The 14,660-nt window shown below is 72.2% G+C and carries 10 protein-coding genes and 1 pseudogene; 5 read left to right on the forward strand and 6 right to left on the reverse strand.

The genetic code is table 11. The features are described from left to right. The first annotated feature begins 5 nt into the window (after positions 1-5). Complete coding sequence (locus ACFXAE_RS13050) at positions 6-506, forward strand: N-acetyltransferase (protein ID WP_384712499.1); 501 nt, start codon at positions 6-8, stop codon at positions 504-506. On the opposite strand, the gene ACFXAE_RS13055 is transcribed toward ACFXAE_RS13050, so the two are convergent. From ACFXAE_RS13055 to ACFXAE_RS13070, 4 genes and pseudogenes are all read right to left on the reverse strand, one after another. Further along, entirely contained in the window at positions 497-730 is a 234-nt protein-coding gene (locus ACFXAE_RS13055; protein ID WP_384712502.1) for a hypothetical protein, read from the reverse strand. The two genes, ACFXAE_RS13050 and ACFXAE_RS13055, sit on opposite strands and share 10 nt — an antisense overlap. A gap of 333 nt (positions 731-1,063) precedes the next feature. Beyond that, positions 1,064-2,821 carry a lectin gene (locus ACFXAE_RS13060; RefSeq protein WP_384712505.1) on the reverse strand — a complete coding sequence of 586 codons (1,758 nt, stop codon included), beginning with the start codon at positions 2,819-2,821 and terminating at the stop codon, positions 1,064-1,066. Positions 2,822-2,838: 17 nt separating this feature from the next. Further along, complete coding sequence (locus ACFXAE_RS13065; protein WP_384712617.1) at positions 2,839-5,661, reverse strand: lectin; 2,823 nt, start codon at positions 5,659-5,661, stop codon at positions 2,839-2,841. A 240-nt stretch (positions 5,662-5,901) separates the two neighbouring features. Further along, positions 5,902-6,581: pseudogene (locus ACFXAE_RS13070) on the reverse strand (glycoside hydrolase family 5 protein); the annotation flags it as partial. A 19-nt stretch (positions 6,582-6,600) separates the two neighbouring features. Between ACFXAE_RS13070 and ACFXAE_RS13075 the strand changes: the two are divergent. Continuing rightward, positions 6,601-7,125: a DapH/DapD/GlmU-related protein gene (locus tag ACFXAE_RS13075; RefSeq protein WP_384712619.1), complete on the forward strand. Its 525-nt coding sequence runs from the start codon at positions 6,601-6,603 to the stop codon at positions 7,123-7,125. On the opposite strand, the gene ACFXAE_RS13080 is transcribed toward ACFXAE_RS13075, so the two are convergent. Next, positions 7,040-8,743, reverse strand: a complete 1,704-nt coding sequence (locus ACFXAE_RS13080; RefSeq protein ID WP_384712508.1) for a SpoIIE family protein phosphatase — start codon at positions 8,741-8,743, stop codon at positions 7,040-7,042. The genes ACFXAE_RS13075 and ACFXAE_RS13080 overlap by 86 nt on opposite strands. 388 nt (positions 8,744-9,131) lie before the next feature. On the opposite strand from ACFXAE_RS13080, the gene ACFXAE_RS13085 reads away from it, so the two are divergent. After that, entirely contained in the window at positions 9,132-9,689 is a 558-nt protein-coding gene (locus tag ACFXAE_RS13085) for a DUF2087 domain-containing protein (RefSeq protein WP_384712511.1), read from the forward strand. Between the two features lie 253 nt (positions 9,690-9,942). Here the strand turns inward: ACFXAE_RS13085 and ACFXAE_RS13090 are convergent, their stop codons facing one another. Continuing rightward, positions 9,943-10,590, reverse strand: coding sequence for a peptidoglycan-binding protein (locus ACFXAE_RS13090; RefSeq protein ID WP_384712514.1), 648 nt, complete (start codon positions 10,588-10,590; stop codon positions 9,943-9,945). A 1,625-nt stretch (positions 10,591-12,215) separates the two neighbouring features. Between ACFXAE_RS13090 and ACFXAE_RS13095 the strand changes: the two genes are divergently transcribed. Further along, the gene (locus ACFXAE_RS13095) at positions 12,216-12,443 is read left to right on the forward strand and encodes a hypothetical protein (RefSeq protein WP_384712516.1); all 228 of its coding nucleotides are present in this window, start codon (positions 12,216-12,218) and stop codon (positions 12,441-12,443) included. A gap of 184 nt (positions 12,444-12,627) precedes the next feature. Continuing rightward, on the forward strand, positions 12,628-14,655 hold the full coding sequence (locus ACFXAE_RS13100) for a DUF4139 domain-containing protein (protein WP_384712519.1): 2,028 nt from the start codon (positions 12,628-12,630) through the stop codon (positions 14,653-14,655). The last annotated feature ends 5 nt before the right edge of the window (positions 14,656-14,660 follow it).

Below are 14,660 nucleotides of genomic sequence, written 5' to 3' on the forward strand. Positions count from 1 at the left end.
CGCCCATGACCTGGCTTCCGCATGACTTCGTCCACCCCCTCCACGTCGGCATACCCGACGGCGGAGGCCACCGGCTGCGCCCGATCAGCGGCGCGGACGCGCCGCTGGACTACCCGACGGTGATGGGTTCGCGGGAGCGGCTGTGGTCGATCTTCGGCCCCGCGTGGGGCTGGCCGTCCACCACGATGTCGTACGAGGCGAACCTCGCCGATCTGGAGCGGCACGCCGCGGAGATCGAGGCGCACGAATCGTTCAACTACACGATCGAGAACGCGGACCGCACCGCCCTGCGCGGCTGCGTCTACATCGACCCGCCCGAGAAGCAGGGGGCGGACGCCGAGATTTCCTGGTGGGTGGTGGACGACGAGGTGGGCGGGGCGCTGGAGCGGGCACTGGACGCGTTCGTGCCGCGCTGGATCGCCGAGGACTGGCCCTTCGAGCGGCCGCGTTTCATCGGCCGGGACGTGACCTGGGAGGAGTGGCTCCGGCTGCCGGATCATCCGTGAGCAGGACCGTCCGGCCGGTGCGGGGGCATCGCCGTACGCGGGCCCGTCACTGCCCCTGGGCCGAGGCCTGACGAGATGCCAGGAACCCCCCGGACGTGCCCCGGCAGCCCGTACTTGCGTGTGGTCAGACCCAGCGGCTTCAGCCCTTCGGCGAACGCGGCCTCCCACACCCGGCCCACGGTGAGCAGCGTGACGGTGGGGCTGAAGGGAGGCGGCTCGGACATGGGGGCAGACTACCCATCGCACGAGGAGCGCCGGTGGTCCCGCCCCTCCGGCGCCTCACCGTCGGTGAGGCGCCGGAGGGTCTCGCGCACCTCGCGCGGGCGCCGCGGCTGTCGGCCGCCCTGCCGTGGCGGCAGCGGCAGGACGGCCACCGGCCCGCGCGAGGTCACGGCGGCCCGCATCAGCACCACGAGGGCCGGCTCTCCCGGTGCCGCCCCGGGGCGAGCACCACCCACAGTGCCGCCGGGGCGCCGGCGCCGTTCACCCCCGGAGACCTGCCGCCCACCTCCCGTCCAAAGCACCGAGCGGTGGACAGGCCGGGCGAGCCGCCGGGATCAGGGCAGGGTCCACTTCTGGTTGGGGCCGGTGTGGCAGGTCCACAGGTGGACCGGCGTACCGTCGTTCCACGTGCCGCCCGAGGCGTCCAGGCACTTGCCGGACTGCGGATTGCGGACCGTGCCGTCCGACCGGGCCGCCCACTGCTGCGCCCCCGTGCCGTTGCACGTCCACAACTGGACCCTCGTACCGTCCGCACTCCCGCCACCGGACACGTCCAGACACTTGCCCAGCGCCCTCAGCGAACCGTCACCGACCACCGTCCACCGCTGCGCCGCCGACGTGTTGCACGTCCAGACCTGCACCTCCGTACCGTCCGCCGTACCCGCGTCGTCCACGTCCAGACACTTGCCGTTCACCCCCTTCACCTCACCGGAGCGCGGTTCGGACGGGGATCCGGTCTGTTTGACCCTGATGTTGCGGAAGGCCACCTCGTCACCGTCGCCGTGGTTCTGGAGCCCGATGTGGCCCTGTGCCAGGCTGCGCGCCGGGTCGGTGTTGGTGAAGTCATTGATCTTCCGGCCGTTGAGGAAGACCTCCAGCCGCTCTCCGGTGACGCGGATCTCGTACGTGTTCCACTCTCCCGGCGGATTCAGCGCCGCGTCGCGCGCGGCGAGGTCGGCGGACCGGAATCCGTACACGGCTCCCGTGGTGCGGTCGGCCGCGTCGGTGGCGTCGATCTGGATCTCGTAGCCGTTGTCCACCGCCGACCAGGGGTCGTCGGACGACGGGAAGCCCACGAAGACACCGGAGTTGTCGTCCCCGCTCGCCCTCCAGTCCAGCTTCAGGGAGTAGTCACCGGTGAACTCCTTCGCGTCGTACCGGAAGAGGCCCAGTCCGCCGTGCGAGGTGAGGGTGCCGTCGGCCAGGGTGAAGCCGCCCGGTCCCGCCTGCTTCCAGCCGGTCGTGCCGGTGCCGTCGAACAGGGGCGTGTAGCCGGTCTCCGGGCGGCAGTCGGCCTTGGTGGTGCCGGCGGCCCAGCGGATGCCTCCGAGCAGGTGCCGGCGGAAGGCGGGGTCGGAGTAGGACTCCTCGGTGTGGCCGCCGCCGGTGTAGAAGGCGCGGCCGCCGGCGTACTCCTTGCACCAGGCGATCGGGTGGTCGCCGGACATGGAGCCGCCGGAGTAGCTGGACTCGTCCAGTGAGGCCAGGACGTGGGCGGTGGTGCGGGGGTTGGTGCGGTAGTTGTACCACTCGTCGGTGCGCTGCCAGGTGCGGGCGAGGTGCGCGGTGGCGTCGTGCGCCCGGTCCTCGACCTTGACGGTCGCGGGCTGGATGGCGGGGTGGGACTGGAAGAGGGCGCCGGCCAGCCCCTCGTAGAAGGGCCAGTCGTACTCGGTGTCGGCGGCGGCGTGGATGCCGACGTATCCGCCGCCGGTGCCGAGGTACTGCTCGAAGGCGGTCTGCTGGGCGGGGCCCAGGACGTCGCCCGTGGTCGACAGGAAGACCACGGTCCGGTACCGCGCCAGGTTGGCGGTGGTGAAGGCCGCCGGGTCCTCGGTGGCGGTGACGGTGAAGTTGTTCGCCGCCCCGAGGTCGCGCAGGGCCGTGACGCCCTCGTCGATCGAGGAGTGGCGGAAGCCCGCCGTCCGGGAGAAGACGAGGATCTCGTACGCCGGGTCGGCCGCCGCGGTGGCCGTGCGGGCCGCGGTGTCGAGAGCCGCCGGTGCGGCGCCGGGCAGGTCCGCGGCCTGGGGTGTCAGGCAGAGCACGGCGCCGGCACACAGGCCGATCGCTGTCTTGAACAGGGTGCGCATCGTGGGTCGCCTCCTTTCTACGGCAGGGTCCACTTCTGGTTGGGGCCGGTGTGGCAGGTCCACAGGTGGACCGGCGTACCGTCGTTCCACGTACCGCCCGAGGCGTCCAGGCACTTGCCGGACTGCGGATTGCGGACCGTGCCGTCCGACCGGGCCGCCCACTGCTGCGCCCCCGTGCCGTTGCACGTCCACAACTGGACCCTCGTACCGTCCGCACTCCCGCCACCGGACACGTCCAGACACTTGCCCAGCGCCCTCAGCGAACCGTCACCGACCACCGTCCACCGCTGCGCCGCCGACGTGTTGCACGTCCAGACCTGCACCTCCGTACCGTCCGCCGTACCCGCGTCGTCCACGTCCAGACACTTGCCGTTCACCCCCTTCACCTCACCCGTGCGGGTTCCGCCGGTGGAGGTGGTGAAGGAGAACTCGTCCACGTCGAACAGGGCGCCGCTGCCGCCCTTGAAGACGAGGTGGAGGGTGGTGGTGCCGGCCGGCTGGTTACTCAGGGGCGCCGTGACGTCCTGGAAGGTCTCCCAGCCGCCGGTGACGGGCACGGTGGCCGTGCCGAGCAGGGTGCCGGTCGGGGAGCCGGCGCGGACCTCCAGGGTGCCGCCGCTGCCGCCCGAGGAGACACGGGCGGTGAAGCCGGTGGCGTTGTCGAGGCTGTAGGGCGTGAAGGAGATCCAGTCGCCGTTCTCGATGTTGCCGACCGTCTTGCCGCCGTGCGCGGGTGCGTGGTTGACGACCTGGACGCCGGCGGAGTCGCCGTAGTGCTCGGCCTGCCGGTGGCTGGGCTGGGTGATGTGCTGGTCGTGGGCGGTGAGCGCGGGCTGGCCGCCCGCGCCGTTGTCGGTGTACTCGGCGTCGATGACGCCGAAGATGTTGGCGTTGGGGTCGTGTTCGCCGTCCGCCAGGGTCCGCAGGGTGCCGGTGCAGCCGGTGGCCGAGGTCTGCGGGTGGCCGTGGCTGTCGTGGCCGACGATGAAGGTGACCTTCACCTTGGCACAGTCGATCGTGCCGTCCTCGGGGTCGGTGACCGTGACCTTGAACGGGATGGCGGCGCCGAAGTCGTAGATCCGCCCGTCGGCGGGTGTGTCGAGCCGTACGGTCGGGGCGGTGTTGCCGACGGTGATCTGGACGGAGGCCGTGGCGGACTTGCCGGTGGGGTCGGTGACCTTCAGCGTCGCCGTGTACTGGCCGTTGGCGGTGTAGGTGTGGGACGGGTCGGCCGCGGTGGAGGTGGCGCCGTCGCCGAAGGTCCAGGCGTGGGTGAGCGCGCCCCCGTCCGGGTCGGAGCTGCCGGCCGAGGAGAAGCCGACGGTGAGGGGTGCTGTGCCGGAGGTGGTGTCCGCCTTGGCCTGGGCCACCGGGGCGAGCCCGCCGGTCACGTGCTCGATGCGGTACAGGGCCGAGTTGGCGTCGCCGTTGAAGTAGCCGGTGCCGTAGTCCAGGACGTAGAGGGCGCCGTCCGGGCCGAAGGCCATGTCCATCACCTGGGTGCCACTCCACGGGAAGGAGTTGATGGACTGCACGGCCCCGTCGCCGCCGGTCTCGATCCGCTTGATCCAGCGGCGGCCGAACTCGCCGGCGAAGAAGTCGCCGTCGTACTCGGCGGGGAACTTCACCTCGGAGGTGGAGTTCGCGTCGTACCGGTAGACGGGTCCGCCCATGGGCGACTCGGATCCGTTGCCGAACTCGGGGACGGAGGCCCCGTCGTAGGGGATCCAGGCGGGCTGGGCGGGCGGCAGATCGGTCAGGCCGGTGTTGCGTGGCGAAGTGTTCTTCGGTGCCGCGCAGTTGAAGGCCGTGCCCGAGGCTCCGGCGGCGAAGTCGTAGTCGACGTAGGCGTTGTTCCTGCCGGTGCAGTAGGGCCAGCCGAAGTTGCCCGCCTTGGTGATCCGGTTGAACTCGACCTGCCCCGCGGGACCTCGGGAAGCGTCGACGGTGCCCGCGTCGGGGCCGTAGTCACCGACGTAGACGGTGCCGGTGGCCTTGTCGACGCTCATCCGGAAGGGGTTGCGGAAGCCCATCGCGTAGATCTCGGGTCGGGTCCTGGCGGTGCCGGGCGCGAAGAGGTTGCCCGCCGGGATGCTGTACGTCGCGTCGGGGTTCACCTTGATGCGCAGGATCTTGCCGCGCAGGTCGTTGGTGTTGCCCGAGGAACGCTGGGCGTCGTAGGCGGGGTTGCGGGAGGCGCGCTCGTCGATGGGGGTGTACCCGTCCGAGGCGAAGGGGTTGGTGTCGTCGCCCGTCGACAGGTACAGGTTGCCCGCCGCGTCGAAGTCGATGTCGCCGCCGACGTGACAGCACAGGCCGCGGGAGGCGGGCACGTCGAGGATCTTCTTCTCGCTCCCCGTGTCGAGGGTGCCGTCGGTCCGCAGGACGAACCGGGACAGCCGGTTGACGCCGTCGAACGGGGTGAAGTCGGATGCCGTCCCGTCGGCGGGGGCGTCGCCGACCGGGGTGCTCAGCTCGGGCGCGTAGTACAGGTAGACGAAGCGGTTGGTGGAGAAGCCGGGGTCGGCCGCGACGCCCTGCAGGCCCTCCTCGTCGTGGCTGTAGACGTCCAGCCTGCCCGCCACGGTGGTGGTGCCGGCCGCGTCGGTCCGTCGCAGGGTGCCGTCGCGTGAGGTGTGCAGGACCGAGCGGTCCGGCAGGACGGCCATCGTCATGGGCTCGCCCGTTTCGGCCACGCCCTTGGCGAGGGTGACCTGCTGGAAGTCCTCGGCCGCCGCGGCTGCGCCGGGCCCGGCCGGGGCGGCGGCGGTGGGGGCTGCGGCGGCCGGGCCCACGGGCAGCGCCAGGCCCATGGCACACGCCACGGCCGTCAGCAGCATGCGGACACGTCTGTGTCCGAGCGGTTTCGTGCGCACGGAAGTCTCCAGGAATATGGGGGGGGTGGCGGCAGGCCACGGGGGCCTGCCGTGAAGGAGTACGGGCGCGCGCCGTCGCGCCGTCGAACACCGGCCCGTCACCCCGGACAGGGTTATGACCGGTTCATTTCAAGGAAGTTAGCGGGCCTCGCGTGAACGCGTAACCCCTTTCGCGCACAGTCCCGCGTCTTCTTCCTCGCATGGGACAAAGTGGGAGGCGGTGAACCAGTCGTGGTCGTCACCGAGGCCCCAGTCGGGGCCGTCCCAGACGTCGCGGCGGACCTCGTTGCAGAGATCCGCGCCCACGACGCGCTCGTTGTCCCGGTAACGGCGGGCCATGAACAGCCAGTCGTCCTCCCACGCCTCCGTGGGCCGGCTCGCGTTCCAGCGCTCGTTGCCGTCCACTCCGCAGCACCAACGGGTGGTGTCGGTGTGGTTGTCGAGGATCACCACGATGCCGCAGGCGGTGAGTTCGCGGACCACGGTGTCGTACACCTGGAGCGGGGTCCTCCCCCTCAGGGCAGGGTTGGCGGCGACGGCGTCGTCGGTCACGGGGCGTGTGTCGTGGATCATTTCGCTGGAGAAGGGCAGCCGGACGCTGTTGATCCCGATCTCCCTGGAGCCGGCGATGATCTCGGCCATGGGGGTGCGGTCGAGGCCGAGCGGTATCCGGCCGGCGTTCTCCCCCGCGTGGTGCTCGGCGTCCTCGTCCGCACTGCCGGTGCCGTTCGATGTGCCGCCGGCACCGTGCCAGTTGCCGGACCGCATGTGAACCGGTCCCCGTCCGCGTCGACGATCCAGCGGCCCCGTGTGCTGAGCGGCGCCGTCATCGGCGACGGCTTCTTCGGGAACGTGAACCTCACCTTCGTCGACGACGTCGGCATCCGCACAGGTGACGGTGTGATGCTCGCTCCCGGCGTGACGCCGACCACGACGGGACACCCGGTGCATCCCGCACGACGTACCGACTTCGGGCGGTTCTCGGAGCCGATCGTGATCGAGGACAAGGTGGGGATCGGCAGCAACGCGGTGGTCCTGCCGGGCGTCCGCATCGGATACGGGTCGGTCATCGGCGCCGGCAGCGTCGTCAGCAGCAGCACTCCCCCGACGACCGTCGCGCTCGGCACCCCTTGCCGCGTGGTCCGCGCCCTCACCGACGAGGCCTCACCACCCGTACCGCCGAACCGTAAGTGGCGTCGCCCTGCCGTGAGTCGGGGTCTCGGACGGCACCGCCGGCCTCGTCCGGCAGCCGCCGCCCCACCGGTCCTCCACCGGCGCCCGTCCGCACGGCCGAGGCGCGCCGTGCCTGAGCCGACCGGCTCTCCGAGGCTCTCCTGTGGGCTCAGGCTTCGGGGACGCGCAGGGCCAGGAGGGCGACGTCGTCGTCGTTGTCGGCGGGACGGACACGGTGGAGCAACTGGTCGGTGAACGAGGTGAGGGGGCGGTGGGCGAGGGCGGCGGCGTGCCGGCGCAGCCGGTCCAGACCCGTATCGAGGCTCTGGCCGGGCGCTTCGATGAGGCCGTCCGTGTACAGCACCAGGGTGGCCCCGGGCGGGAGCAGCGCTGTGGCGTCGGGGCGCCGGAAGCCCGCCTGGGTGCCCAGGAGGATGCCGTGGCCATCGGTGAGGTAGTTCGCCAGGCCGTCCCGGCTGATCAGCAGTGGCGGAGGGTGACCCGCGTTGGTCCAGGACAACTGCCGGTGACCGTCGTGGGCCGCTTCGATCCGGCCGAAGATCATGGTGGCCATGGTGACGTCGGTGATGTGCTGGATCGCCTCGTCGAGCCGTTCGACGATACGGCTGGGGGGCTCGTGCTGGGACCATGCGTAGGCGCGGAGCATGTTGCGGACCTGTGCCATGCCGGCCGCCGCCTCCAGGTCGTGGCCGACGACGTCACCGATGGCCAGGGCGGTGGACGCGTCGGACAAGGGGAAGGCGTCGTACCAGTCGCCGCCGACATGTGAGGCGTCGGGTGCGGGCAGGTAGCGGGCGGTCATCTGCAGGCCCTCGACGCCCGGCATCTGGGGCAGCAGGTGGTTCTGCATGGTCTCGGCCACCTTGCGCTGGCGCTGGTAGAGGCGGGCGTTGTCCAGGGCGATGCCGGCCCGGCGCGCGATGTCCTCGATCAGCGGAAGGTCCACGGGGGTGAAGGCCGCCGGATTCTCGGTACGGCCCAGGGTCAGCGCCCCCAGGACCGCGCGCGGGCCGCGGATCGGCGCGATGGCCGCGGAGTGCATCCCCGTGGCGTGGAACAGACGGCCCTGCTCGACCGCGATGCCGGAATCCGGTGTCCCCTGGTAGGTCCGCGGGCCGGCCAGGGTGGAGGCGACGCCGCGCAGGGCTCTGGACAGGGGCATCGGGGATTCCGCGGGAATCGGCGGCATCGGCCCCTGCAGGTCCTCGTGCCGCACCGGCGTGCCGCCCTCGGCATGGACCACGACGGTACGCCACACCTCGTCACGTTCGGTGATCAGATCGACGACCACCCAGTCCGCCAGCCGGGGCACGACCAGGGCCACCAGCCGCCGCAGCGCCTCGTCGACGTCGAGGGTGGAGGTCAGCTGCGCGGTGGTCTCGGCCAGCAGAGCCAGCCGTTGCAGTTCCGGCAGCGACTGGGCCGTCGGCTCCGGTCGCGGGCCGGTGTCCCGCGCGGGTTCAGAGGTGTGGAAGACAACGAGCGTGGCGGCTCGGCGGTCGCCGATGCCGTACGGGGTGATCAGCCAGGAGATCGGCAGTACCGAACCATCGGCGCGTGCGAAGTAGTCCTCATCGGCCTGGGCCGGGCGTCCGGCGTGGAATGCCTGTCGCATCGAGCATTGGGTCCTCGGCAGCTGCTGCCCCTGCGGACCGCGGTGCAGCAGGTCGTGCGCGTCATGGCCGAGGAGCTCTGCGGCGGGCCGGCCCAGCAGTTCCTCGGCGCGGGCGTTGACGGCGATGATGCAGCCCTGCTCGTCGACGACGTAGGCGCCCGTGCCGATGGCTTCCAGCGCGGAGGAAGCGGTCGGCGCGGCCAGTGCGTGGGCCTCCGTGCGCTCGGACCCTGTCATCGTGACCTCCTTGCCGGTCGGGCCGCCGCCCGTGTGTCCAGCCGCATGTGCCTTCTCCCGTTCTCCTGCTTCTCCCATATGCCCATGCGGGTGAAGATCCCACATCGTCCTACGGCTTCGGTGAAGTGTGCTCCGATGAAGCCGGGCAGTGGCACCTCATGGATTCTCCACCGCGTTCCGCTTCGGCCGCCGTCACGCTTGACGCACCTGACGCCCGTGAGCCCGCACGGTTCTGCCGGGGCCCGCTCGGGTGGCGGATGCGGAAGAAGGAGCCGGGCCGGGCCGGCGGGGAGCACGCGGAAAACGACGGGCGTCCGATGTGCCGTGGGGGTAGCGTCCCGAGGACAGGATCCGGGGGTGTCGCCCCCCGGAAGGACGGAGACGGGGTATGACGGGCGAAGACGTGGTCGGGCTGTTCGCCGACGAGACCCGGGTGCGGGTCTTCGGCGCTGTGGCGCTGGGCGCGACGAGCACCGCCGAGGTCGTCGAGCGGACCGGGCTGCCGGCCAAGGAGGCCCTCCTCGCGCTGCGGCGGCTCGAGGAACGGGAGGCCGTCGCAGCGAACGCCGACGGGCTCGCGGTGTCCTACGACTCGTTCCGCCGCCTGGCGCGCGAGGCGGCCGGGCCGCGGCCCGCGCAGGACCACGGCACCGGGGACGAGCGGGTCGAGACGGTGCTCCGCACGTTCGTACGGGACGGACGGCTGGTGAAGCTGCCGGCGCAGTGGAACCGGAAGAATCTCGTACTGCGCCACATCGCGGAACGCACCTTCGAGCCGGGCCGGGAGTACGCGGAGAACGAAGTCGACGAAAAACTCCGCGCCTGGTGCACAGGGGGCCGGCTCGACCACGTGACCCTGCGTCGTCACCTCGTCGACCTGCACCATCTGCACCGGAGCGACGGCATCTACCGCCGTCCGGCCGAGGACGCGGCCCGGATCGGCTGATGTACGCCGGTGACGCCCGTCGACGCCCGCCCCTCCGCTCGGTTCCGGGCGGGGAGCACGCCGCGGTCGTCGGCCCGCTCGGCCCGTGACGGCGGGCTGGTGGACCGCAGGACGGTGAGGGCGGTGAAATGACGAAGGTGGCGGTGTTTCCGGCACCCCGCGAGCGCCACCCGCCTTGCAGCCGCCCGGGGCCACCGGTACGGACCGCCCGTCGGCCCGCGAGAACCACCGATGAGCCGACGGGCTCTCCCGGTTACCAGCCGGGGGGCACGTCGGAGCCGAAGCCGCCGCCGGCCGGGCGCTTCTCGAAGTGGAGATGAGGGCCGGTGGCGTTCCCGGTGGAGCCGACTTCTCCGATTTTCTGGCCGGCCTTGACCGGCCCCCCCTTCACGGTCTGCTCGGAAAGGTGGCAGTAGTAGAAGTCGAACCCGCCGACGCGCAGCACGAGGAAGGCGCCGAAACTGCGGTCGCGTCCGCTGCGGACGACGGAACCGTTGCGCACCGCGACACAGGACTTCCCCTTCGGAGCGGCGTAGTCCGCTCCGGTGTGACGGCCCAGGATCCAGTGAGGCCCCTTCTTCCCGTAGGGGGTCGTGACGCCGTGCCCCGGTACGGGGGAGGCGACGCGGGCACCACCGGGGGCCGGTGTCGCCGGCGGGACGCGGAGCCGGTCCCAGCTCGCCTTGCCCGGGATGCCGTTGGCATCGGCTCCCTCGAACCCGATCTTGCGCTGCCAGGCGGCGTACGACTGCTGGTCGACGTCGGTCCACTCGGGGCCCGGACCCGTCCGGTACTTCCCGCACCCTTCCGCCACCAGGCGTTTGCCCATCGAGGCGATCATGGGGCTGCGTTGTCCCTTGTGGAAGAATCTCACTCCTGGGAACGGCGCTGTCGCGGGCATGGCACTCTCCTTCCACGGGGCTCGGCAAGGCGCCGGATGACGGTGCGGGATCGTCTGCCGAACGCGCGAGATGTCGCCGTACCGGCACCGGACGTGGTGGACCGGCGTGGAAGCCGGTAAGGAGTGACCCGCCGGTCGGCACAGCGACGCCCCTGCCTGGGAGCCACGAGCCTTTCCCGGATCGTGCGCCACCGGCTGTCGCAGTCGCTCTTCTTCCACCATGCGCCCGACGGGTGTGGCGCGCAAACCCGGGAAAAACGCCGATACGCGGGTCTTCGGCGAACCTGCCGCGCACTCCCGCGATGACGGGCGATCCGCGTCCCGCGAGGAAGAACGCCACCCCGGAAAACGGCTCGGACCGGGACTCGTCAGGGGAGGGTCCGGGCGTCCGTGACACAAACGCCGGACAGGTGAAGACCTGAATCGTCCCGGGCCTTCGCAGTGCCGTACCTTTCCGGCTCCCCTTTTTTCCTGGCGGTCACCCGGACCGGATCATTCGAATAGGCAGCGTGTATTCCCTTTCCTCCAGCCAGAGGAAAGGGAAGGAGGCTGTCGCCTTCCCCAGTGGTCCCGAACCGCGATTGCCGTCACTCCTCGCACAACACCCGACAGGGCGAACAGAACCCTGGTGACGCGCTGCGCGAAAGTCAGGACCTTCGAGGCGTCCGGCCGTCCGACGGCTGCGCTGAAAGCCTTCGCATGACCCCGGACTCGAACCCGAGTCGGCGTGGTGCCCCTGGATCCACCCCGTTCGGAAGGAAGCCGGAAAGGCCTCCGTATCACTCGGACGGGCGAAAAGCACGACGTCCAGACGACGTGACAGGCGCCCCGCCAGGTCACATAGGACAGTAAAGACCATGAACCGTCACCGACGCCCACCCCGGCGTGCCCCGTGGATCGTAGGTGGCGCCGCTGTGCTCGTCCTCGGTGGCATCGGCGTGTGGGCGTTGGTGGCGCAGGACGGCGGCACGCCCGGTCCCACGCCCTCGGCCTCGAACGACCTGTCCCTTCCGACGCTGAACCCGTTGCCGTCCTGGACGTTCGCGACAGAGCCCTCGAGCACGGCACGGCGGACGCCGACGCCCACGCTGTCACCCGGGCCGACGACGTCCCGGCCCCGTCCGCCGGCCCCGCCGAGCCGGCGGCCGACGGCCCGACCGACCCCGCCGGCACAGAGACCGACCGGCGAGCCGCTACCGCCGGCACGGCGGACGACAGCCGAGCCGGCACCTCCGGAGCAGAGGCCCACGACTCGGCCGGCGCCGCCCAGCCGCCGGCCGGTGCCCCAGCGGACCACGACCGGCGCGTCGGCCATGCGCACTCCGGAGGCGGGACCGGCAACGCCACCGCCACCGACGCGGTCCGTGCCCCATCGGCTCTCACCGGGCTCCCCGGCGCCCACGTCCTCGCCACGGTCCACCACACCCCCAACCTCGCCACGGTCCACCAAGCCCTCAGCCTCCCCACGGTCCACCATGCCCCCACCTCCGTCGAAGTCCGTCACACCCGAACTCCCGCCGGAGTCCGCGACGCCGAAGCCCTCGGCGTCATCCGCCCGCCCGGCGCCGACACGGACACCGACGACGCGACCGGCGCCCTCGAAGCACGTACCGACGCCGTCCGTCATGACACCCGGGCCGACGCCGAGGACCGGTGGCGGCAAACGGGCGACCACCACGTGGCACACCTCCCCGGCCGCGACGGCCGCCGCCCACCGCATGGCGGACGCCGGCGCGGTCGGTGACCCCGCCTGCTCGATGGCGGCCGTGGGTCAGCCGGACCCCGGCCTGGTCCCGTGGAACAGTCGTATCGGCATCGGGCACTACGGCACGTACTGGTGCCTGATCTGGTGAGGCGGCATCCGACGGCGGGCAGTCACCCGGTGAACCGGCCGTCGTCCGGCCCGGACCTTCTCCGGGCCCCCGCAACGGGCGGCCGGGCGCGTGTGGTCGGTGCCGGCATCGGGACCTGGCAGGACCGGCGACAGGTCACCGCGTAGGCTGCCCTCGGCACGGACACGGCTGGGTGGGGGAGCGCATGACGGCTGGGACGGCCCCGAGGTGGGCATCGGCTCTCGATTCGGTGGTGGTGTACGCGCAGGGCGCGCTCTGCCGCCGCCTGGCCCGGGGCACGGTACCGGCGGGCGGACGCGTGCGGGTGGCGGGACTGCCCCGCTCGCTGGACCCGGGCTCGTTGCGGGCCCGCGTCGTCGGAGCGTCCGGGGTACGTGTCACCGAGGCCCGGGTGGAGGTGGAGGCCGAACTCCTCGACACGGAACCGTCCGACGAGTTGCGGCGCGAAGTGGAGCGGCTGCACGACGACTGTGCGGCGGCGCGGGGCCGCCGGGACCGGCAACTGGGTCTGATCGAGGAGGTCGGAGCACTCCGTCCGGTGCCGCCTGCCCGCAGGCGGGAGGACCCGCATCGCCGTACTCCGGTCGACGCCTGGCTGGAGCTCTCCGAGTTCGTCGACGAACGCCTGACCGGGCTGCACGGCAGGCTCCGCGAGCTGGAGGAGGAGCTGCGCCGGGTCGAGCACGAGCTCACGGTCGCCGCGGACAGGCTCTCCCGTGCCTCCACCGACGTGCCCTCGGCACCGGTGGCCGGCTCGATGTGCGCGGTCCTGACGCTGGACGGCGCGGGCGACGCGGAAGTGGAGCTGGAGGTGGAGTACGGGGTGCCCGGCGCCGTCTGGGTACCCGCCTACCGGCTCACCCATCGGGAGGGCGAGAGCGACGGATCCCTGGTGCTGCGAGCCTCGGTCGCCCAGCGCACGGGTGAGGACTGGACCGGGGTGCGCATCGCCCTGGCCACCGCCGATCTGCGCCGTCGCACCGACCTGCCCCGGCTTCGCTCGGTCCGCATCGGACGCAGCCAGCCCGCCCCCGCGCCTTCGGGCTGGCGTGAGCACCCGACAGGGCTGACCGATCTCTTCGCCGGTTACGACGCGGCGGGCCCCCGCCCCGACACGAGGGGTGCGTCCGTGGCCGTGGCCGGTCCCGTTCCGCCACCGCCGTCCGTGCCGCTGCCGGAGAGCGCCTCCCCTGTGGCCTTCGGCGGCGCCATGACGCCGGCCCCGGCCCGGCCGAGCGGCAGACCGCGTACCGCAGCGCGGCCCGCCGCGCCCGGCGCCGCCCCGGCTGTACCCGCGGCCCCCGGGGCGGCGCCGCCACCGCCCGCCGCGTCCGCGGCCGTCGCCGGGTACGCGCCGCCGGCGCCCGTGGCCGGTCCGCCGCAGCCGGACGGCGCCGAACTCGACTACTCCGCGCTCGTCCTGTGCGGCCCGGACGAACAGGGCGGCCGCCGGGGCAGGCTGTTCCCCGGCTCCGGCTTCGACCCGGTGACCGCCGAGTACCGCCGTCGCGCCGAGACGGTGGGCGCGCTGCCCCTTCCCGGGCACGCCGTGCGGCCCCGCGAGTCGGCGGGTTCCTTCGACCACCGGTTCGATGCCGCCGCCCCCGCCGATATTCCCTCGGACGGCACCTGGCACACCGTCACCGTCGGCGAGATCCAGGTCGGCCTGCGCACCGAGTACCTCTGTGTTCCGTCCGTGGAGCAGACCGTGTACACGACACTGGTGCTCTCCAACGCCACCGGTCGGGCTCTGCTGGCCGGCCCGGTGGAGGTCACCGTGAACGAGGACTTCCTGCTGACCGCCGCGCTGCCCACGCTCGCCCCGGGCGGTGTGTGCCGGGTGGGGCTCGGACCGGCCGAGGCCATCGGGGTCACCCGCCGGGTGAATCTGCACGAGTCGACCGCGGGGCTGCGCAACAACATCACGGTGCTCGACCACCGCGTCCATGTGGAGCTGGCCAACCGGCTTCCGGTGCCCGTCTCCGTGGAGGTGCGCGAGCGCGTGCCCGTCGCCTCCGACGCGGACGTCCGGATCGAGGAACGGGCCGGCTGGACGGCGCCCGAGGGCGACGCCGGCCCGGAGCACCATGCGCCGGGCACACGCCTGTGGCGGATCGAGCTGCCCGCCGGCGGCACCGCCGCTCTCGACGGCGGCTACGAAATCCGGATCCCGGCCGGCAAGGCCCTCACCGGCGGCAACCGCAGGAGCTGACACAG

Source organism: Streptomyces sp. NPDC059454 (assembly GCF_042749965.1).
GTDB lineage: Bacteria > Actinomycetota > Actinomycetes > Streptomycetales > Streptomycetaceae > Streptomyces.